This window comes from Stenotrophomonas capsici, from assembly GCF_034961085.1.
Taxonomy (GTDB): Bacteria; Pseudomonadota; Gammaproteobacteria; order Xanthomonadales; family Xanthomonadaceae; genus Stenotrophomonas; species Stenotrophomonas capsici.
Genome location: NZ_JAYFUH010000061.1, coordinates 428,306 through 443,970 on the forward strand (window position 1 = coordinate 428,306; position 15,665 = coordinate 443,970).

At 68.6% G+C, this 15,665-nt stretch carries 18 protein-coding genes; 4 read left to right on the forward strand and 14 right to left on the reverse strand.

Features of this window, described 5'->3' with window-relative positions; all coding sequences use genetic code 11:
- Nucleotides 1–47: 47 nt before the first annotated feature.
- From VA603_RS03835 to ccmA, 14 genes are all read right to left on the reverse strand, one after another.
- The gene (locus VA603_RS03835; RefSeq protein WP_323437966.1) at nucleotides 48–1,073 is read right to left on the reverse strand and encodes a tetratricopeptide repeat protein; all 1,026 of its coding nucleotides are present in this window, start codon (nucleotides 1,071–1,073) and stop codon (nucleotides 48–50) included.
- On the reverse strand, nucleotides 1,067–1,525 hold the full coding sequence (locus VA603_RS03840; protein ID WP_323437967.1) for a cytochrome c-type biogenesis protein: 459 nt from the start codon (nucleotides 1,523–1,525) through the stop codon (nucleotides 1,067–1,069). The genes VA603_RS03835 and VA603_RS03840 overlap by 7 nt, the downstream gene beginning before the upstream one ends.
- Nucleotides 1,522–2,148, reverse strand: coding sequence for a DsbE family thiol:disulfide interchange protein (locus tag VA603_RS03845; RefSeq protein WP_132863021.1), 627 nt, complete (start codon nucleotides 2,146–2,148; stop codon nucleotides 1,522–1,524). Before VA603_RS03845 ends, VA603_RS03840 begins: the two co-directional genes overlap by 4 nt.
- Nucleotides 2,145–4,079, reverse strand: coding sequence for a heme lyase CcmF/NrfE family subunit (locus VA603_RS03850; RefSeq protein ID WP_323437968.1), 1,935 nt, complete (start codon nucleotides 4,077–4,079; stop codon nucleotides 2,145–2,147). Before VA603_RS03850 ends, VA603_RS03845 begins: the two co-directional genes overlap by 4 nt.
- Nucleotides 4,080–4,547, reverse strand: coding sequence for a cytochrome c maturation protein CcmE (gene ccmE / locus VA603_RS03855; protein ID WP_313254537.1), 468 nt, complete (start codon nucleotides 4,545–4,547; stop codon nucleotides 4,080–4,082).
- Nucleotides 4,544–4,717 carry a heme exporter protein CcmD gene (locus tag VA603_RS03860; protein ID WP_132863024.1) on the reverse strand — a complete coding sequence of 58 codons (174 nt, stop codon included), beginning with the start codon at nucleotides 4,715–4,717 and terminating at the stop codon, nucleotides 4,544–4,546. The genes ccmE and VA603_RS03860 overlap by 4 nt, the downstream gene beginning before the upstream one ends.
- Nucleotides 4,714–5,466 carry a heme ABC transporter permease CcmC gene (gene ccmC / locus VA603_RS03865; protein ID WP_192286050.1) on the reverse strand — a complete coding sequence of 251 codons (753 nt, stop codon included), beginning with the start codon at nucleotides 5,464–5,466 and terminating at the stop codon, nucleotides 4,714–4,716. The genes VA603_RS03860 and ccmC overlap by 4 nt, the downstream gene beginning before the upstream one ends.
- Before the next feature lie 143 nt (nucleotides 5,467–5,609).
- A complete protein-coding gene (azu, locus tag VA603_RS03870; protein WP_192286049.1) occupies nucleotides 5,610–6,062 on the reverse strand; it encodes an azurin in 453 nt (150 codons plus the stop codon).
- Nucleotides 6,063–6,116: 54 nt separating this feature from the next.
- Nucleotides 6,117–6,887 (reverse strand): c-type cytochrome, encoded by a 771-nt coding sequence (locus tag VA603_RS03875; RefSeq protein ID WP_323437969.1) that lies wholly within the window; start codon nucleotides 6,885–6,887, stop codon nucleotides 6,117–6,119.
- Nucleotides 6,884–9,412, reverse strand: a complete 2,529-nt coding sequence (locus VA603_RS03880) for an MtrB/PioB family outer membrane beta-barrel protein (protein ID WP_323437970.1) — start codon at nucleotides 9,410–9,412, stop codon at nucleotides 6,884–6,886. Before VA603_RS03880 ends, VA603_RS03875 begins: the two co-directional genes overlap by 4 nt.
- A 12-nt stretch (nucleotides 9,413–9,424) precedes the next feature.
- Nucleotides 9,425–10,468: a DmsE family decaheme c-type cytochrome gene (locus VA603_RS03885; RefSeq protein ID WP_243693952.1), complete on the reverse strand. Its 1,044-nt coding sequence runs from the start codon at nucleotides 10,466–10,468 to the stop codon at nucleotides 9,425–9,427.
- 129 nt (nucleotides 10,469–10,597) lie between these two features.
- Complete coding sequence (locus VA603_RS03890; protein ID WP_132863029.1) at nucleotides 10,598–11,278, reverse strand: TetR/AcrR family transcriptional regulator; 681 nt, start codon at nucleotides 11,276–11,278, stop codon at nucleotides 10,598–10,600.
- Nucleotides 11,279–11,329: 51 nt separating this feature from the next.
- Nucleotides 11,330–12,025, reverse strand: coding sequence for a heme exporter protein CcmB (gene ccmB / locus VA603_RS03895; protein WP_323437971.1), 696 nt, complete (start codon nucleotides 12,023–12,025; stop codon nucleotides 11,330–11,332).
- Nucleotides 12,022–12,681, reverse strand: coding sequence for a heme ABC exporter ATP-binding protein CcmA (ccmA, locus tag VA603_RS03900; protein ID WP_323437972.1), 660 nt, complete (start codon nucleotides 12,679–12,681; stop codon nucleotides 12,022–12,024). The genes ccmB and ccmA overlap by 4 nt, the downstream gene beginning before the upstream one ends.
- 164 nt (nucleotides 12,682–12,845) lie before the next feature.
- Here ccmA and VA603_RS03905 point away from each other — a divergent pair, with 164 nt between their 5' ends.
- The 4 genes from VA603_RS03905 to VA603_RS03920 all read left to right on the forward strand — a co-directional run bounded on the left by VA603_RS03905 (nucleotide 12,846) and on the right by VA603_RS03920 (nucleotide 15,663).
- Nucleotides 12,846–13,994: a pyridoxal phosphate-dependent aminotransferase gene (locus VA603_RS03905; protein ID WP_132863032.1), complete on the forward strand. Its 1,149-nt coding sequence runs from the start codon at nucleotides 12,846–12,848 to the stop codon at nucleotides 13,992–13,994.
- Nucleotides 13,995–14,004: 10 nt separating this feature from the next.
- Nucleotides 14,005–14,316 carry a hypothetical protein gene (locus VA603_RS03910; protein WP_323437973.1) on the forward strand — a complete coding sequence of 104 codons (312 nt, stop codon included), beginning with the start codon at nucleotides 14,005–14,007 and terminating at the stop codon, nucleotides 14,314–14,316.
- 5 nt (nucleotides 14,317–14,321) lie between these two features.
- The gene (locus VA603_RS03915) at nucleotides 14,322–15,137 is read left to right on the forward strand and encodes an amidohydrolase (RefSeq protein ID WP_323437974.1); all 816 of its coding nucleotides are present in this window, start codon (nucleotides 14,322–14,324) and stop codon (nucleotides 15,135–15,137) included.
- A 91-nt stretch (nucleotides 15,138–15,228) separates the two neighbouring features.
- A complete protein-coding gene (locus tag VA603_RS03920) occupies nucleotides 15,229–15,663 on the forward strand; it encodes a hypothetical protein (RefSeq protein ID WP_323437975.1) in 435 nt (144 codons plus the stop codon).
- Nucleotides 15,664–15,665 lie beyond the last annotated feature (2 nt).

Here is a 15,665-nt window from a genome sequence, read left to right on the forward strand (position 1 = left end):
GGGCGATGCCCATCCAGATAACCGGCGGCTATTTGAACATGTCGCGCTCAGGGTTGGCCGAGCGTGATCTGCACGACCTTGTCGGTGGGTAGATCGAGCGTGATCGGCGCCGATTCCACGTCGCCTTCCTGGCGCATGGCGGTGCCGCTGGCCGACAGGCGCGCGAAAACCTCCACCCGCGTGAGTTCGGACAGCTTCTGGGTAGGCATGGGGCTATCCGCGTCACTGAGGGTGACGGTCAACGGGTTGGCCTGGACCGGATGGCGCTGCACGGCGACCGGCATCGGTGGGCCACCGGGCACGCGCGCGATGACGAATACCGTGTCCTGGCCTGCCGCGGCGCGTGCGGCCAGTGCCGGGGCAAGGGTGACGGTGACGCTGAGGCCCGGTGACGGTGAGGTGCTGGCGGTCGGGGTGGCCGGTGCCTGCGCAGGGGTCGGTGGCTTGCCGCGGGCGATGTCGATCTGCTCCTGCAGCGCGGCGGCAGCGGCCGGCTCCAGGCGGCTGAGCAGGCTCTCCCAGGTGGCCGCGGCGGCTTCGTCCTGGCCGCGCTGGCGCTGCACGATGCCGGTCAGCCAGATCGCGCGTTCGTTGTCCGGTGCCACTTGCCGCGCATGCTGCAGCCATTGCACGGCGGTGTCGTCGAACAGGGACTGTGGGTTGGCCCGTGCCCGCGCCTGCGCGGCCTCGACCAGCAAGGGGGCTTCGTCCGGTGCCAGCTGCACCGCGCGTTCGTAGGCGGCCGCGGCCTCGGTGGTGCGGCCCAGCTCCAGTTGCGAGCGCGCCAGCAGGAGCCAGCCGTCGGCGCGTGCGGGGTTTTTCTCCAGGGCTGCCTGCAGCTGGGTGATGCCTTCCTCCAGGGTGCGCGGGGCGTCGGCGCTCTGGCCATCGGGCAGCTGCAGGGCGGCCGGCGTGCCGAGCCATTGGTACAGGCCCACGGTGGCGATGATGGCGGCGGCGACCAGCGTGCCCCAGATCCGCCGCTTGCCATCCCGCCACAGCGGCCACAGCACGATGCCGGTGGCGATGGCCGCCAGCAGCCCGGCGCCGATCAGGAACGTGGTGCTCACCATTGGCGATCATCCTGGCTGGTGTCGCGGCCGGCGTCCGGCGCGAGAGGGACGGCACGCGCGCGACGGCGCACGTACAGCACCAGCACCAACGCCCCGGCCAGCAGCAGCAGGCCCGGGCCGAACCACAGCAGCAGGGTGCTGCCTTCCAGCTGCGGGCGGTACAGCACGAACGGGCCATAGCGATCGACCAGGAACTGCTTGATCTCCGCGTCGCTGCGGCCCTGTTGCATCAGGGTGAGCACCTCGCGGCGCAGGTCATGGGCGATCTGCGCGTTGGAGTCGGCCAATGACTGGTTCTGGCACTGCACGCAGCGCAGTTCGGCGGTGAGGGCGTGGAAACGGGTTTCCTCGACGCGGTCGCGGTACTGCAGCGGCGTCGGGTCGCCGGCCGGTTGCGCCTGGGCGGCAATGGCCAGGCACAGCCACACCAGCAGGCCGGCCACTGCCTTCATCGGCTGACCCCGAAGTCCGGCGCGACATGGCGGCCGCCACTTTCGGCCTCGACCTTTTCCAGCGCCGGTATCAGTTGCTGGTCCAGCACGTCCTGGCTGATCGCACCGCTGTACTTCCAGCGCACGATGCCGCTGCCATCGACCAGGAAGGTTTCCGGTGCGGCGGCGATGCCCCAGTCCAGCGCGGTGCGGCCTTCCTCATCGGCCAGCACGACCATGTACGGGTTGCCCAGCTGTTCGAGCCAGCGCAGGGCGTCGTCGCGGTTGTCCTTCCAGTTGTAGCCGATCATGCGCACGCGCTTTGTCTCGGCGAAGCGGGTCAGGATCGGATGCTCGTCGCGGCAGGTCGGGCACCAACTGCCCCAGACGTTGAGGATGTACGGTGCGCCGCGCAGCTGTTCGTCGGTGACGTGCACGTTGGGGTCGTGCAGGACCGGCAGCGAGAACGCCGGCGCGGGCTTGCCGATCAGCGCCGAAGGCAGGCTGTCGCGGTCCGGTGCACCGGAGCGGCTGACGCCGTACAGCATCAGGCCGAGCAGGCCGAGGAAGAACAGCGCGCCCAGCGCGATGGCGACGGGCGGCAGGCGGTGCGGCTTGTTGGATTCGGGGGCGGGGGTGTTCATCGGGACTTCTCCGGGAGCCTGCGGAACCTGCGGTCGACGGCGGTGATGAAACCGCCCAGCGCCATCAGCGCCGCGCCCAACCAGATCCAGCGGACAAAGGGTTTGATCTGCACCCGGACGGCCCAGGCGCCATTACCCAGTGATTCTCCCAGTGCGACGTATACATCGCCACCCAGCGCCGGATGGATGCCGGCTTCGGTCATGGCCTGGCCGCCGCTGGCATACATGCGTTTTTCCGGGTGCAACAGGGCGACCTGGCGGTCATCGCGCAGCACCTTCAGGTGACCACGGTCGGAGTGGTAGTTGGGGCCGTCGGTGGCATCCACGCCCTCGAACACCAGCTGGTAGCGGCCGGCCTGAACCGATTGCCCGGGGGCCAGGGCGACCTCGTGCTGCACGTTCAGCGCTTCCACCAGCAGCGCGCCGACCAGGAACACGGCGATGCCCAGGTGGGCGACCAGCATGCCCAGCGTCTCTGCATTGAGGCGTCCGCTGTTGCGCAGGCGCGTCCACAGGTAATACAGCGTGCCCAGGCCCACCCAGACGGCGGCGGCGAGGCCGGCGGCGGTCTTGAGCTTGCCCTGCGGTGCCATGTACCAGCCGATCACGCCCAGCAGCAGCGCCAGCCCGGCCCACGGTGCCAGCAGCGCCAGCGGGCGCAGACCCTGCTCACGTTGCCAGCGGGTCAGCGGCCCGACCGGCACCAGCAGCACCAGCGGCGCCATCAGCAGCAGGAACAGGGTGCCGAAGTAGGGCGGGCCGACCGAGACCTTGCCCAGGTCCAGCGCGTCGGCCAGCAGCGGGTACAGCGTGCCCAGCAGCACCATCGCGCAGGCGCAGGCGAGCAGCAGGTTGTTGGCCAGCAGCAGGCCCTCGCGCGAGTTCAGCGCGAAGGCACGGCTGGGATCGCGGCTGTTGCCGCCGACGGTGGGCGCGCGCAGCGCGTACAACAGCAGCGAGCCGCCGACCACCAGCGCCAGGAACACCAGGATGAACAGGCCGCGTGCCGGGTCGGCGGCAAACGAATGCACGCTGGTCAGCACGCCGGAGCGGACCAGGAACGTGCCCAGCAGCGACAACGCGAAGGCGGCGATGGCCAGCAGCAGGGTCCAGCCGATGAACACGCCGCGCTTCTCGGTGGCGGCCTGGGAATGGATCAACGCCGCGCCGACCAGCCACGGCATGAAGCTGGCGTTCTCGACCGGGTCCCAGAACCACCAGCCGCCCCAGCCCAGTTCGTAGTACGCCCACCAGCTGCCCAGCGCGATGCCGATGGTCAGGAAGGCCCAGGCCACGTTGGTCCACGGCCGGGTCCAGCGCAGCCAGCGCACGTCGATGCGGCCGTCGAGCAGGGCGGCGATGGCGAAGGCGAACGGCACCACGAAGCCGACATAGCCCAGGTAGAGCATCGGCGGGTGGATGATCAGGCCCGGGTCCTGCAGCAGCGGGTTGAGGTCGTGGCCTTCGGCCGGGGCCGGCAGCAACCGCGCGAACGGGTTGGAGGTGAACAGCAGGAAGGCGATGAAGCCCACGCTGATGATGCCCATCACCGCCAGCACGCGTGCCACCACGTCGGCCGGCAGCTTGCGCGAGAACTCGGCCACGGCCGCCGTCCACAGTGCCAGCACCAGCGCCCACAGCAGCAGCGAGCCTTCGTGCGCGCCCCACACCGCCGAATAGCGGTAGATCATCGGCAGCAGCGAGTTGGAGTTCTCGGCCACGTAGCGCAGCGAGAAGTCCTGGCGCACGAAGGCGATGGTCAGCACCACGAACGCACCCAGCAGCATGGTCAGCTGCAGCATCGCGGCCGGGCGGGCGGTGGCGATCAAGGCCGGCGCCTGGCGCTGCGCGCCGATCAGTGGCAGCACGCTCTGCAGCAATGCAGCCAGCAGGGCGAGGATCAGCAGGACCTGTCCAATCTCGGCAAGCACTCAGGGCGTTCCCGTGGCAGGCGGGGTAGCGGGGACCTGGTGCTTGGTGTGGGCCTGGCCCATCTTGTCGGCCAGTTCCTTGGGCATGTAGGTCTCGTCGTGCTTGGCCAGCACGTCCTCGGCGACGAACACGCCGTTGGCCATGCGCCCGGTGGCGACCACCGCCTGCCCTTCGCGGAACAGGTCCGGCAGGATGCGGTCGTAGGTGACCGGCAGGACCGCATCGCCGTCGGTGACGTCGAAGCGGGCCAGCAACGCGCCGGGTTCGCGCTTGAACGAGCCCTTGGCAACCATGCCGCCGAGCCGGAAGCGGGCATCGGCCGGAACCTGGCCGGACTGCACTTCGGCCGGCGTGTACAGGTAGGCGATGTTGCGCTGCAGTGCGGCGGTGACCAGTGCGACGGCGACGCCGGCAACGGCCAGCACAAGCACCACCAGCAGCAGGCGACGGCGTTGAGTGGGCGTCATCGGCTCAACTCCTCGTCCACCGGTACCTGCGTGGCCTGGCGCGCGCGCGCGACCCGGCTGCGCGCCTGGCGCAGCTGCCGGCGGATCTGCAGCCGCGGCACGATGAAGTCCCATGCCAGCACGATGAAGAACACCGCGTAGGCCATGGCCACGTACTTGAAATAGGTCATGCCGATTTCTCCACGCGCTCGCGCAGCCACGCCTTGCCGGCCTCCCGGCGCAGGTTGTCGGCGCGTGCCCGCGACAGCAGCGAACCGGCGAACCAGAACTTGGTGGCCAGCACCATCAGCCACAGCGGCAGGATCATGCTGCCGTCCATGCTCGATTCGCCGAACACGCGGATGGTCTGGCCTTGGTGCAGCGAGTTCCACCACACCACCGAGTAACGGATCACCGGCAGCAGCACCACCCCGACGATGGACAGCAGGCCGGCGGCGCGTGCGGCGGCGCGGCGGTCATCGATGGCGCCATACAGGCCCATCACGCCCAGGTACAGGAACAACAGGATCAGCTCGGTGGTCAGGCGCGGGTCCCAGTCCCACCAGGTGCCCCACATCGGCTTGCCCCAGATGCTGCCGGTGAGCAGGGTGATCAGGGTGAAGGCGGCGCCGATGGGCGCGCAGGCCATGGCCAGGATCTCGCACAGCTTGATGCGCCAGATCAGCGCGATGGCGCTATAGAAGGCCATCAGGCCGAACACGAACAAGCTCATCCAGGCCGACGGCACGTGAATGTAGAGGATGCGGAAGCTGTCGCCCTGCTGGTAGTCGGCCGGGACCACCGCCAGCGCCTGCCACAGGCCCCAGGCGAACAACGGCAGCGAAGCGATGTAGCACCACGGCGACCAGCGGGCGGCAAAGGTATCGAAGTACGCCGGGGAACCCAGCTTGTGGAACCAACCGATCAAACCCTTGAACATCCGCGCGCTCGCTGAGGAAGACGATGGCCGGGTCACGTTGCGGCGCCCGGCCGGCTGGGCACCGTAGCGATCACGATGCCGTTGCTGAAGTCATGCCAGCGCAAGATACCCGAATTCGGGCGATCTGGCCGAGGCCCGGCCCCTCACCTGAGGGTGACCGTGCCCTTCATCATCGCCGAGTGGCCGGGGAAGCTGCAGAAGAACGACAGCGGCGCACCGGCGGCGACCAGGCGTGCGACCGGGATCGATACCGTGGTGGACTCCCCCCCTCCGACCACCTTGCTGTGGCCGATGATGCGGCTGTCGCCGGCCTTGAGGTAATCGGCGGCCAGGCCGGCGCGCATGCCGTCGGTGTCGATGCCCGCCATGTCCGAGGTTTTGGCCACCACCACGTTGTGGCCCATGATGTTCTTGGCCATCTTGCCGGTGTGGCTGAGGTTGATGGTGAAGTTGGCACAGCTCCTGGGCACGTCGATGTTGGCGAGGTTGTACTTCATCGCATCGTTGCCCTCCAGGTTCACGGAACAGGTGTCGGCGGCATGGGCGGAGAACGCGCCGCCCACGGCCAGCAGGGCAAGGAAAATACGGGACTTCATCTGCAACTCCTCGGACAGGGGTGGAGCGCCGGAACCCGGCGCGTGGGGCGGGTGTTACTCCTTGAGCGATGACAGCCAGGTGGAAACCGCCTTGATGCTGTCGGCATCCAACTGGCGCCCGATGCCATGCATGACCCGGCTGTTGGTCGAGGCATCGATGGCGTCGTCATGGAACTGCTGCAGGCGGGCCTGCAGATAGTCGTTCTGCTGTCCGCGCAGGCGCGGGTAGGCCGCATACGGGGCACGGCCGCTGCGGTCGCGCTGGTCGGCCAACGGATTGCCGCGTGCATCGCTGCCGTGACAGCCCTGGCAGGGTGGGATGCCCTTGGCCGGCTCGCCGTTCATGTAGATGGCCTGTCCGGATGCGGCCAAGGCCGGGTCGATCTCGAGCGGCGGCGCGTCGGCAGGCGGGGGCGGCACGGGCAGGTGCGCGTAGTAGGCCGACAGGTCGCGGATGTCCTGTTCCTCCAGCGATGCCGCCATCGCGGTCATCGGTGACTCGGGCATGCGTCCGCTCTTGTAGGCGTGCAGGCTCCAGTACAGGTAGTCGGCGCGCTGTCCGGCCAGGTTGGGGAACATAGGTGCGATGGCGATGCCTTCGGCGCCATGGCAGGCCGCGCAGACCTCGGCCTTGGCCTTGCCGGCCTGCGCGTCGCCGGCCGGCGCATGGGCGCGGCGCAGGTCGTAGCGGGTCGGCGGCTGCACCGGCGTGCCGGGTTCGGCGACCGGTGCCGGTGGAGGTGTCCCCGCGTCCTGCGGGGCGGCCATGAGCACGGCCTGGGTGCCGGCAACGGCCAGTGCGGTGAGCAGCCAGAGCGCCTTCATAGGGCCACCTCGAACAACATGCCGACCTGGTTGACCTTGTAACTGGAGGGGCCACCATCGGTATAGACGCGGTGGTCATACACCAGCGTGTCCTCGAAGCCGAAGTAGTGCCAGTCGGAGAGATTGCCGCGCTCCCAGGTATCGAAGAAGCGCAGGCGCATGCGTTCGTTCAACGGGACCGACAGGCCGGCGGTCAGCGAATTGACCCGGTAGACCATCAACGGATAGCCGCCGCTGGCCTGGGCGGCATTGGCCGGCACGGTCAGCGCGTCGGGGGAGGCCATGCGGTAGCGCGTGCGGCCCTTGGAGTAGGTCCAGTTCCAGGCCAGCTCGAGCGTGGCGCGGCCGATGCGGCGGGTGAGGTTCAGCCCGGCGTAGTGGTTGCGTTGGGTGTCACTCATCCACCAGCGGTTGGCGTCGGGGTAGGTGACGCCGCCCAGGGCCGGATCGGTGCCGGTGGCGTCGTTGACGTTGGCCACGTCCAGCGTGGAGCGGTCGTGCCCGATCCATGCGCTGGTGGTCGTGGCCGGATTGGGCTGCCACTCCCACTGCAGGCTGCTGGCATAGGTGTCCAAGCGCTGGCGGCCGATCTGCGCGTCGTAGTGGTTGCGGTCACCGCGGAACGAGGCATAGACGGTCATGTCGCGCGGCAGGATGAAGGTGGCCATCAGGTCCAGCTTCTGCTGGGTGCGTGAGGCGATGTCGTACTTGCGCAAGGCCGAAACGGTGTGCGGGCTCAACGCGTCCTCGCCGGTGAAGCCGGGCAGGGACGAGGAGAAGGTGAACGCGTAGGGGTCGTAGTAGTACTGGCTGCCGCTGCGGTCCAGGTAGGTGTAGTTGGCGCGCAGGGTCAGCCAGTCCAGCGTGCGGTTGTTCCAGCCCAGCTTGATCATGTTGTCGCGGGTGGTGGCGATCTCGCGGTGCGCGCGCTCGATGCGGGTGAAGGTGTAGGTGGCCGAGAGCGTGTTCCTGTTGTCCAGCCGGTAGTCCACGCCGCTGGAGAGCTCGTGGGTTTCCTTGTCCAGCGGCAGGTTGCGGATGCGGGTGAGCACCGAGGCGTTCGCGCCGGGGTCCCAGACCCCCATCTCGCCGGGGACCACGCTGCCCTGCGCGCCGTTCTCGGCGATGTAGCCGTACTGCCCGGTCAGCGGGTTGTAGGCCCAATAGGTGCCGGCATAGTCCTCGCGCAGGTAGCGGCCGGTGCTGCGCCAGGTCAGCTTGTCGCTGGGCAGCAGCACCAGGCGCGCGTCCAGCTTCTGGTTGTTGATCGCCAGGTCGGCGCGCTTGCGCGACAGCGCGTCGGTGGTGTTCCAGTTGGCGCAGTCAAAGATGAAGGGCGGCGCCAGGTTCTGGCCGAACTGGCCCTGGCAGTCCATGGGCGCCTGCAGCCGGTCGTTCTGGCGCATGGTGGTCAGCGCCATCGCCAGCGAGAAGTCGCCGTTCCATGCCGGCAGCTTGCGGCTGACGGTGACGCCGAGGCGGTGGTAGTCGTTCTCCGGCTCGTAGGCGAAGGAGCCGGAGTACAGCGCCGGGGTGGACGCGCCGGCCACCGAGTACAGGCCATACGGCACCTGGTAGTCGTAGGCGCTGTGCGCATTGCGGAAGAACGAGCCGGTGTAGTTGAAGTCGCTGCGCCAGACGTTGCCGACGAAGCGGAAGCCTCCCGTCACGTTCATCGTGCTGTCGTCGATCGGGCGTGGGATCTCGTAGATGCCGCCATTGGCCGGGAACGGGTAGTTGAAGAAGAACGGGCCGCCGAACGGCCGCGCGCCCTTGCGTTCCTCGTGGGTCAGGCTGGCATAGCCGGTCCAGCGCGGGTTGAGCAGGTAGTTGATGCTCACGCCTTGCTTGTCGCGCACCACGCTGAGGGTGGTGAAGGGCTGTGCCGCCGACAGGGCTGCCACCTGCGCGGGCGTACTGCCGGCGGCGGTCAAGCCGTGTTTCAAGGTCAGGTGGGCACTGCCAACACCGTCCCAGATCGAACGCGCATTGCCACTGAGCACGTTGGGGGTGCTGCGCACGAAGGCCTGCACCTTGTAGCGGCCGGCCTGGCCGAACACCGCGCGGTAGTACTGGTTGTCGCGCTCCAGCCGGCTCAGCCGGACGTCGGCATAGCTGCCGTCGGCCGCGCGCTTGAGGCTGAAGTTGGCCTGCAGGATCAGGCCGTCGTCCGGGTCCCGGAAGCGTCGCCAGTGGGTATTGGCCTCGTCACCGCTGACGTGCAGGTAGCCCAGCCCGACGTTGCCGCTGTAGGTCCAGCCATTGTCGCCGAGCGGCTTTTCGGCGGGCATGTGCGGGGCACAGCCGTACAGGAACCCGGTCGGGGTGCGCTTGGGCTCGGCGCTCAGCCAACTGGCGCCATCCGGATCGCAGCCGTCCCAGCCGATGCGGCCGCTGGGGTCCAGCCAGTTGCCGAACTGCAGGTCGATGCCGGCGCCACTGTCCTGGGCCTGCGCCAGGCCACCGAGCAACGCCAGCGACAGCAAGGACCAGCGGCAGGTGCGCGAACGTTTCCGTGTGCACATGTCCTTCTCCCGTTACTTGTGCAGACGTGGGCCGGAGGGGTGGTTGGAGCCGTGTACCTGGGCGTGGCAGGTGATGCAGCCGCGTCCCATCAGGCGCTCGTCCGGCGTCATCGCGCCGCCGAGCGAGATTTCGGTCTGCAGGTCGTTGGGGTGACGGGTGTGCGAATGGCATTGCTGGCACAGCATCGGGATCGGCGCGACCAGCAGGGCATGCTGGTTGGAGCCATGGACCTGATGGCAGTTCAGGCAGCTTTCGCGCACCGGCGCGTGTTCGAACAGGAAGGGGCCGCGCTTCTCGGCGTGGCACTGGTAGCAGGTCTCGTTGACGGTGTCGGTCTTGAGCAGGGTGGCGTTGAGCGTGCCGTGCGGGTTGTGGCAGTCCACGCAGCTGATCGCGCCTTCCGGCAGCGGCATGTGCGAGCGGCGGTTGAACTGTTGGCGGATGTCCTTGTGGCAGGTGGCGCAGGTTTCGCTGACCGATTGCTTGGCGGTCAGCCCTTCGGCCGAGAACTTCTGCATCGGGTTGTGGCAATCGCTGCACGACAGGTCGTTGCGCTGATGGATCGAGCCCAGCCAGGCGTCGCGCGGGCCACCGGCATGGCACCCCAGGCAGCTTTCGGTCTGGTTGGCCACCGGTGTGCCGCCCTCGTGGCTGAAGGCGATGATCGCCCCCTTCCGGGTGGGGTTGGCGGCATGCACAGAGCCCGGGCCATGGCAGGCCTCGCAGGTGGCGGTGGCCGGATTGGCGGCCAGGGCGACCTGCATGCCGGCCGCATGCGCGGTGTGGGCGAAGTTGCCGCTCTCCTGGCTGTGGCAGGCGGTGCAGACCTGCTGGCCGACCGCCTTGGCATCGGGGTGGGCCAGGTTGCGCGCGGGTACCGCGTCGGCGAAACCGGGCGGGGCACTGAAACCGTGGCCGGACTGGGTGGAGGCGAAATGGGTTTCAGGCAGCTTGACCGCCTGCCCGGATGCGTCCGCCTTGACCGGCGCGAGCCATGCAACCGATACCAACACCGCGGTCGCGACGAGCATCAACAATGCCAGATAGACCCGCACGTTCCCCTCCTTGTGTTGCCCCTGCCGACGGGTGGGTGGCAACGCTGGTGAGTGCAGCGTAATTTCGGTTACGCCCTAATTTCGTGACGGGGTTCGCTGCGGTCAAGCTGCAACGCAGCAAGCTGGGGTTCAGCTTCGGGGCAGGGCGCCTGCGACGAACAGGCGGACGGCCAGGCGGGCCTGCTGTTTGGCGCGCGGGATGTCGTCCGGGCTCATGCGGCCGTTGGTGGAGCGCAGGATCACCCCGCCGATGACCATCATGTAGAACAGGTGCGCCGAACGCTCGGGGTCTTCCAGGTACAAGCGGCCGGCGTCGGTCTCGCGCCGGAAGTAGCGGCTCAGGCGCGCCTCCATGGGCTCGATGCCATGGGCCTGGAACCAGTCGCGCAGTTCCGGCAGGCGCATGCCTTCGGAGATCACCACGCGGTGGCAGGCGATCCGCGAAGGGGTGAGGATCTCCTCGACCATCAGGTACGCGGCTTCTTCCAGTGCCTGCTCAGGCGGCAACGTGGATTGCGCCAACTCGTCCAGGCTGCGGCCGAAGTTGTCGATGCTGCGCTCCATCAGCGCATGCACCAGCCCGACCTTGTCGCCGAAGGCGCGGTACAGGGTGGCCATCGAGCCGCCGGCGCGCTTGACGATGTCCGACAACCGCGCGGCCTGGTAGCCCTTCTCGTTGAACACCTCGGTGGCGGCGTCCAGGAATTTCTCCACCCGCAGTTCACCGCGACGTTGCAGCTCGACCGCAGGGCGCGGAGGCAGGCTGGGTTTGGCGGTGGGGGAAGACTCTGGAGACAGCCGGTCGGTCATGTGATCGCTGCTATTCAGTGAGAACGAGCGAAAGGATAGCGCCGTTTGCGGTTACGAGTTCGCGATCCGGATCGCAGCCGCGGCGGTCAGCGGGGCCAGGAACGCGGCGGCGACCAGCCCGGCGCCGAGCATCAGCAGCGCGCCGCCCGGGTCCAGTCCCTGGGCCGCGGCCGATACCGCGCCGGCCCCGAATACCAGTACCGGCACGTACAGCGGCAGGACCAGCAGGGCCAGCAGGATGCCGGCCCGGCGCATGCCCACGGTCAGTGCCGCGACCACCGCGCCGAGCAGGCTCAGCAGTGGGGTGCCCAGTGCCAGGGAGGTCACGAGCACTGGCAATTGGGCAGCGGGCAAGTGCATCAATTCGGCCAGCAGCGGGCTGACCAGCACCAGCGGGAAGGCCGTGGTCAGCCAGTGCGAGAACACCCGCACGGCCACCAGCCAGGCCAGCGGCACCGGTGCAAGCAGCCATTGCTCCAGCGAGCCGTCCTCGGCGTCGCTGCGGAACAGGGTATCCAGCGACAGCAGGCCGGCCAGCAGGATCGCCAGCCACAGCACCGCGGAGGCCACGCCCTGCAACTGCCTTTCCTCCCCGCCCATGGCCAGCGCGAACAAGGCCACCACCAGCAGGGCGAACAGCACCGGTTGCGCGGCATCGCCGCGGCGCCGCCACAGCAGCCGCAGGTCGCGCGCCAGCAAGGCACGGGCGGCGGTGAACAGGGTGGGCTGGGGGCCGGGCAGGCTCATGCGGCGTCCTCGGTCCCGGGCGCGCGGCCCAGCACCAGGATGCGGTTGCGCACCGGCGGGGCGGCGTAGGCGCCGTGGGTGGTGACCAGGGCGGCGCCGCCGCTGCGCAGGTGGGCGGAAATCATGCGGTTGACCAGGTTGATGCCATCCAGGTCGAGGTTGGCGTAGGGCTCGTCGAGCAGCCATAGCGGTGCCGGCGACAGCCAGATGCGGGCCAGTGCCAGCCGCTTCTTCTGGCCGGCGGAAAGCTGGCGTACCAGGGTGTCCTCGTAACCGGCCAGGCCGACAATGGCCAGCGCGTTGCCGGGCATCTGACGGGCGCGGCGGCCCTGCAGCCCGCACAGGAAATGCAGGTTCTCCAGCGTGCCCAGGTCCTGCTTGAGCGCGGTGAGGTGGCTCAGGTAGGCGATGTAGCGCGAGCGGTCCTGGGCCTTGGCCGGGCGGCCATCGATGTCGATCTGGCCGGCGTCCGGGTGCAGCAGGCCCGCCAGCACCCGCAGCAGGGTGGTCTTGCCGGCGCCGTTGCTGCCCTGCACGAGCAGGGCTTCGCCGGCATCCACGTGCAGATCCAGGGGGCCGAACACCGGGTCGTCATTGCGGGTGAAACGCAGGCCACGTGCGGCGAGCAGTGGCGGTGTGTTCGGCGAGTCGGTCATTGGATCGGGCGCTTCCGTCCTTGGGTGGGAGCGCAGGCAGGCTGGCGCATCGGGGCCGGGCATTATAGACCCGGCCCCTCATGCGGTTGGGTCATGGCCGGAACGGCACCGTTGCCATCGGCATTGCGTAAACTCGCGGTTTTCCCCCTGGTGTGTACGTACTGATGCAACCGCAGACCAAGCTGCCCAAGGTGGGCACCACCATCTTCACCGTGATGTCGCAGATGGCCGCAGAGCACGGCGCCGTCAACCTGGGCCAGGGCTTTCCCGATTTCCCGGCACCGCAGCGCCTGATCGACGAGACCGCCAAGGCCATGCGCGAGGGGTTCAACCAGTACGCGCCGATGACCGGCGTGGCGCCGCTGCGCCAGGCCATCGCGCAGAAGGCACTGGACTGCTATGGCGCGCAGGTCGACCCGGACAGCGAGATCACCGTCACCTCCGGCGGCACCGAGGCCATCTTCAATGCCATCCATGCGGTGGTGCGGGCCGGCGAGGAAGTGATCGTGCTCGACCCGGCCTACGACTGCTACGAGCCGGCCATCGACCTGGCCGGCGCGCGGGCCGTGCACGTCGCGCTGGATCCGCAGACCTTCGCGGTGGACTGGGACAAGGTGCGCGCGGCGATCACGCCCAGGACCCGCATGCTGATGGTCAACACCCCGCACAACCCGTCCGGCGCGATGCTGTCGGCGCAGGACATGCAGGCGTTGATCGAAGTGCTGCGCGGCACCGACATCTACCTGGTCTCCGACGAGGTCTACGAGCACATCATCTATGACGGCGCCCGCCACGAATCGGCGCTGCGCTACCCGGAGCTGCGCGAACGCGCCTTCGTCATTTCCAGCTTCGGCAAGACCTACCACTGCACCGGCTGGAAGATCGGCTATGCGATCGCACCGCCGGCGTTGACCGCCGAGTTCCGCAAGGTGCACCAGTACAACACCTTCACCACCTACAGCCCGGCGCAGTACGGCTTTGCCGCGATGATCCGCGACGAGCCCGAGCACCACCAGGAGCTGGGCGCGTTCTACCAGGCCAAGCGCGACCGCTTCCGCGCGCAGTTGCTGACCACGCGCCTGAAGCCGCTGCCGGTGCCGGGAGGCTACTTCCAGCTGGTCGATTACTCGGCCATCAGTGACCTGCCGGACCATGAGTTCGTGAAGTGGCTGACCATCGAGAAGGGCGTCACCGCGATCCCGCTGTCGCCGTTCTACGAAACCCCGCCGGCCGGTCAGCGCCTGGTGCGGCTGTGCTTCGCCAAGAACGACGCCACCCTGGACGCGGCCATCGCGCGCCTGCAGGCGCTCTGAGGCGGCCGGCGTGGGTGTGGGCCAGTGGCTGTTCTGCGTGCTGTTCGGCGGCTTCCTGGCCGCCGTGGCCCTGCGCGGCTGGCTGTTCTTCTCGGTCGTGCAGGACGGGCTGCGCGCGCGCGGGGTGGCGGTGGATGACGGCTGGTTGGCCGTGCGCGGCAGCTTCAGCCGCTACACCCGGACCTACCTGGCGCTGCTCGATGCCCAGGAGCGGCGCCAGCCGCGCAATCGATGGGTCGCCCGGCTGCAGTGGCTGGTGCCGCTGCTGGGCGCCGGCATGGCGCTTGGCGCGATTCTCGCTTCTTCGCTTACAGGACAATGACGATCATGCAGGACCTCCGTATCTCGCTCGTGCAGGGCGACACCCGCTGGCACGACCCGGCCGGCAACCGCGCGCACTACGCCGCGCTGCTGGCGCCGCTGGCCGGCAGCACCGACCTGGTGATCCTGCCGGAAACCTTCACCAGCGGCTTCTCCAACGACGCCATCGACAAGGCCGAGGGCATGGACGGGCCGACGGTGGCGTGGATCGTGGAGCAGGCGTGCGCGCTGGGCGCGGCGGTCACCGGCAGCGTGCAGCTGCGTGAGGGTGGCGCCGTCTACAACCGCCTGCTGTGGGCCACGCCCGATGGCCAGCTGCAGTACTACGACAAGCGCCACCTGTTCCGCTATGCCGGCGAGCACAAGCGCTATGCGGCGGGCAACGAGCGCCTGAGCGTCGAACTGAAGGGATGGCGGATCAATCCGCAGATCTGCTACGACCTGCGCTTCCCGGTGTTCTGCCGCAACCGCTACGACGTGGAGCGCGCCGGGCAGATGGACTTCGACCTGCAGATCTTCGTCGCCAACTGGCCCTCGGCACGCGCCTATGCGTGGCAGACGCTGGCGCGCGCGCGGGCGATCGAGAACCTGTGCTACGTGGCCGTGGTCAACCGTGTCGGCGTGGACGGCAATGGCCTGCACTATTCGGGTGACAGCGCGGTGATCGACTTCCTCGGCCAGCCGCAGCTGGAAATCCGCGAGCGCGAGCAGGTGGTGACCACGACGATCTCGGCGCAGGCACTGGCGGCCCATCGCGAACGCTTCCCGGCGATGCTGGACGCGGACGACTTCACCCTGGCCGGGCCGGTCGTGGCTCGCTGAACGCACGCACGGCCACGATCGCGGCCACCATGCGCACGCCTCGGGCCGGCTGCTAGGCTCGGCCCGGGTTCACGCAACCGAAGGAGCAACCATGAAGAAGATGACCGCTGCGCTGTTGCTGTTGGCCGCCGTCGGGCTGGCCCCGGCCGCGCAGGCCGCCGGCAACATCGATTGCGAGCTGCACTACAACCTCACGGGGTGGTCGGCGTTCTACAAGACTTCGCAGGGCGCCGGCACCATCACCTGCGACAACGGTGCCAGCATCCCGGTGAAGATCTCCGCCAAGGGCGGCGGCCTGACCGTGGGACGCACCACCATCACCGACGGGCGCGGCAGGTTCACCGGCGCCTATGCATTGAATGACCTGCTTGGCACCTACGCAGCGGCCGAAGTGCATGCCAGTGCGTCGCGTGCCAGCGATGCGCAGGTGATGACCAAGGGGGACATCTCGCTGGCGCTGGCCGGTACCGGTCGTGGCTGGAGCCTGGGTATCGGTTTCGGCAAGTTCGTGATCGAGCGCCGCTGAGT

Excerpts from the sequence above, each read along its gene's own strand:
- VA603_RS03875 (WP_323437969.1), bottom strand. The coding sequence starts at position 6,887 with ATGAAGGCGCTCTGGCTGCTCACCGCACTGGCCGTTGCCGGCACCCAG.
- VA603_RS03860 (WP_132863024.1), bottom strand. The coding sequence starts at position 4,717 with ATGACCTATTTCAAGTACGTGGCCATGGCCTACGCGGTGTTCTTCATC.
- ccmC (WP_192286050.1), bottom strand. The coding sequence starts at position 5,466 with ATGTTCAAGGGTTTGATCGGTTGGTTCCACAAGCTGGGTTCCCCGGCG.
- VA603_RS03840 (WP_323437967.1), bottom strand. The coding sequence starts at position 1,525 with ATGAAGGCAGTGGCCGGCCTGCTGGTGTGGCTGTGCCTGGCCATTGCC.
- ccmE (WP_313254537.1), bottom strand. The coding sequence starts at position 4,547 with ATGACGCCCACTCAACGCCGTCGCCTGCTGCTGGTGGTGCTTGTGCTG.
- ccmB (WP_323437971.1), bottom strand. The coding sequence starts at position 12,025 with ATGAGCCTGCCCGGCCCCCAGCCCACCCTGTTCACCGCCGCCCGTGCC.
- VA603_RS03880 (WP_323437970.1), bottom strand. The coding sequence starts at position 9,412 with ATGTGCACACGGAAACGTTCGCGCACCTGCCGCTGGTCCTTGCTGTCG.
- VA603_RS03920 (WP_323437975.1), top strand. The coding sequence starts at position 15,229 with ATGAAGAAGATGACCGCTGCGCTGTTGCTGTTGGCCGCCGTCGGGCTG.
- VA603_RS03905 (WP_132863032.1), top strand. The coding sequence starts at position 12,846 with ATGCAACCGCAGACCAAGCTGCCCAAGGTGGGCACCACCATCTTCACC.
- VA603_RS03915 (WP_323437974.1), top strand. The coding sequence starts at position 14,322 with ATGCAGGACCTCCGTATCTCGCTCGTGCAGGGCGACACCCGCTGGCAC.
- VA603_RS03890 (WP_132863029.1), bottom strand. The coding sequence starts at position 11,278 with ATGACCGACCGGCTGTCTCCAGAGTCTTCCCCCACCGCCAAACCCAGC.
- VA603_RS03835 (WP_323437966.1), bottom strand. The coding sequence starts at position 1,073 with ATGGTGAGCACCACGTTCCTGATCGGCGCCGGGCTGCTGGCGGCCATC.
- azu (WP_192286049.1), bottom strand. The coding sequence starts at position 6,062 with ATGAAGTCCCGTATTTTCCTTGCCCTGCTGGCCGTGGGCGGCGCGTTC.
- ccmA (WP_323437972.1), bottom strand. The coding sequence starts at position 12,681 with ATGACCGACTCGCCGAACACACCGCCACTGCTCGCCGCACGTGGCCTG.
- VA603_RS03845 (WP_132863021.1), bottom strand. The coding sequence starts at position 2,148 with ATGAACACCCCCGCCCCCGAATCCAACAAGCCGCACCGCCTGCCGCCC.